The organism is Synechococcus sp. R6-10 (assembly GCF_047461815.1).
Lineage (GTDB): Bacteria > Cyanobacteriota > Cyanobacteriia > Thermostichales > Thermostichaceae > Thermostichus.
Genome location: NZ_JANSHW010000114.1, coordinates 1 through 3,122 on the forward strand (window position 1 = coordinate 1; position 3,122 = coordinate 3,122).

2 protein-coding genes are annotated in these 3,122 nt (G+C 60.3%); one reads left to right on the forward strand and one right to left on the reverse strand.

Going from position 1 to position 3,122, the window contains the following annotated elements:
* Nucleotides 1-1,473: cobyric acid synthase (locus NW837_RS03840; protein WP_414329345.1), on the forward strand; the 1,473-nt coding region annotated here is incomplete at its 5' end.
* An 84-nt stretch (nucleotides 1,474-1,557) separates the two neighbouring features.
* Here NW837_RS03840 and NW837_RS03845 read toward each other — a convergent pair.
* Nucleotides 1,558-2,934, reverse strand: a complete 1,377-nt coding sequence (locus NW837_RS03845; protein ID WP_414329346.1) for a (Fe-S)-binding protein — start codon at nucleotides 2,932-2,934, stop codon at nucleotides 1,558-1,560.
* Nucleotides 2,935-3,122 lie beyond the last annotated feature (188 nt).

Sequence of the window (3,122 nt, forward strand, 5' to 3'; positions counted from 1 at the left end):
GTGGTGGGAACTTCTTCCCACGTGGGCAAAACCCTTTTGGTGACAGCCCTTTGTCGCATTCTCAAGAAAGCGGGAAAAAGGGTCGCCCCCTTCAAAGCTCAGAATATGTCCCTCAACGCCTATGTCACCCCAGAGGGCAAAGAGATCGCCTACGCGCAGGCTCTGCAAGCTTGGGCTGCCGGGATCCCCCCTGCGGTGGAAATGAACCCGATTCTTCTGAAGCCCCAGGGCAACCTGACTTCCCAGATCGTCTTGAACGGAGTGGCGGTGGGCACCTACCGCGCCGGAGAGTATTACGAGCGCTGGTTTGCGCCGGCCTGGCAAGCGGTTAAAGAAGCCCTTGCTCGCCTGCAAAAGCAGTACGACTGGATCCTTTGCGAGGGGGCAGGCAGTCCGGCAGAGGTGAACCTCAAACATCGAGACTTGGCGAACATGCGGGTTGCCTTGCATTTGGGATCCCCCACTTGGCTGGTGGCGGACATCGACCGAGGTGGGGCGCTGGCCCATGTGGTGGGCACACTCCAACTGCTGGAACCCGAAGAACGGGCCCTGATCCGGGGCATTGTCATCAACAAGTTTCGGGGCTCGCGGGAACTGTTGCAGCCCGGCCTGGATTGGCTGGAAAACTACACCGGGATCCCAGTTGTCGGGGTCTTGCCTTGGGTGGACTGGGTTCTGCCCCAAGAGGATTCGATGGGAATTGCAGCCAACCCCCTGCTTTGGGAAGATCGCCGCGACCGGGCCGGTGGCCAAACCCTGAGGGAGGGGCGACTGGAGATTGCTGTGGTGCGTTTGCCCCAGGTGGCCAATTTCTCGGATTTTGACCCCTTGTTGGCGGAGCCCACCGTCCATCTGCGCTGGGTTCACCCCGGCCAAAGTTTGGGATCCCCGGATGTGGTCATCCTGCCCGGCAGCAAAACCACCCTCAACGATCTGTTCGCGTTGCAAAAGACCGGCCTGGCCGATCAACTGCGCCAATACTCCGGCCATATCATCGGCATTTGCGGTGGGCTGCAAATGTTGGGAGAGACCATCGCCGATCCCGAAGGCTGGGAGGGGATCGCCGGCACCTACCCAGGGCTGGGCTTTCTCCCTTTGACCACCGTTTTACAACCCACCAAGGTCACCCAGCAGGTACAGACCCAAAGCCGATGGCCTGCCCTGGCCCCCATCCAGGGGTACGAAATTCATCAGGGATCCACCCAGGCGGATCCCTCTGGCTGCCTGCCGCTGTTCGAGCAAGAGAACCTGGGCTGGCGGGATCCCACGGGTCGGATTTGGGGCAGCTATCTGCATGGCCTGTTTGACAACCACCTGTGGCGGCGACAATGGCTGAACTGGCTGCGCCGACAAAAAGGCTGGGATCCCTTGCCGGAGCTGGAGGGCCACTATGCTCAGCAGCGGGAGCAATTGCTGGAGCGCCTGGCCGATCTGTGGCAGCCTCACCTGGACTTGGGCCTGTTGATGGAATAGCCCATCGGCGATGGGGGAGAGAAGTGGGGTGGGAGGCTATGTTGCGCCAGGTTACGCCAGCGCGACCGGAAATCCAGGATCCACTCAACCGGTTGCCTCGGCTACCTCTGCCTGACCCGAAGAAGTCCCTGTAGCTTGTTCGCGAAAGCGTCGCGCAGCGGTAAGGGCGCGATCCAACAATTCCATCGGGTGATAGATGGGGATCCCAGCCTTGCCTTGCAGGCGCAGGTGCTTTTGGATTTGCAAGCGGCAGCCGATGTTGGCGGAGACGATCCCCTGGGCGCCGGTGTTGAGGAGGTTGGCCACCTTTTGGGATCCCAGCTCATCCGCCACCTGGGGTTGCAACAGGTTGTAGACGCCGGAGCTACCACAGCAGAGGGCCGCATCGACGGGATCCCGCAGCTCCAGCCCTGGGATTTGCCGCAGCAGGTGTCGGGGTTCCTGGCTGAGCCGCTGCCCATGCAGCATGTGACAGGCATCCTGGTAGACCAGCACCAGGGGTTCCGGCTGTAGCGGATGTAGAGGAGCAGTTAACCCCACCTGGGCGAGAAACTCCTGAATATCCCTGACTTGAGTGGCAAATCGGGCTGCTTTCTCCTTGTAGTCGGGATCCCTGGCCAATAGGTGGCCATAGTCTTTCAGGGTATGCCCGCAGCCAGAAGCGTTGATCAGAATGGCATCCAACTCGTAATCGGCAAAGGCATCGATCATCTGGCGGGCCAGGGTTTCCGCCTGCTGCAGTTGCCCTTGATGGTGGGGCAAGGCCGCACAACAGCCCTGGACAGGCGGGATCACCACCTCACAGCCGTTGTGGGTCAAGACGCGAATGCTGGCCTCATTCACCTGCGGGGCAAACAGGCGCTGCACGCAGCCCAAAATGAGTCCCACCCGAAAACGGCGTTCTCCCACCGCCGGGATCCGCTCAGGGTAACGCTTGGGCAGCAGTTGCTCCACCTCCAGGGGGGGCATCAGGGATTCCATGGCCGCCAAACGCGGGGAGACCTTTTCCAGACCCTTTCGGATCCAAGCGCCGATCCCCATTTTTTGGTACAGCCAGAGAGGCCACAGCAGCGGTTGCAGCCGCTCCGGGTAAGGAAACACCGAGAAGATGAACTGGCGGTAAAGCCGATCCCAAAGGCTACGTGGGTAGTTGCGTTCGATTTGCGGGCGGGTGGCGGCAATTAAGCGGTCATATTGCACCCCCGATGGACAGGCCGTAACACAGGCCAAACAGCCCAAACAACTGTCGAAGTGGGAAACCGTAGCCGCCGAGAGGGAGATTTGACCTTGGTTGAGAGCCTCCATCTGATAGATGCGCCCCCGCGGCGAGTCCGTCTCTTTGCCGATGACACGGTAGCTGGGGCAGGTGGTCAGGCAAAACCCGCAATGCACGCAGGCATCGATCAGCTTGGGATCCGGGGGATCCACGCCGTCAAAACTTGGCCCTTTGGATACGTTCATCGGCCTCTAGCTCTCAGCACAAAAGCCTGCTGTACAGACTCAATCTTGCCTTTTGGCTTGTTTTGGGGTTTTGGAGGTGCCCCCGTTTCCTGCATCTTAATCCGGGAACAAAGCGGGTAAACTACCCGGCTCCGACCGCTAAGCGGTACGGAGCGGGCTTTCAGTAGCCCTGAGCCTGTTCTGCTCTA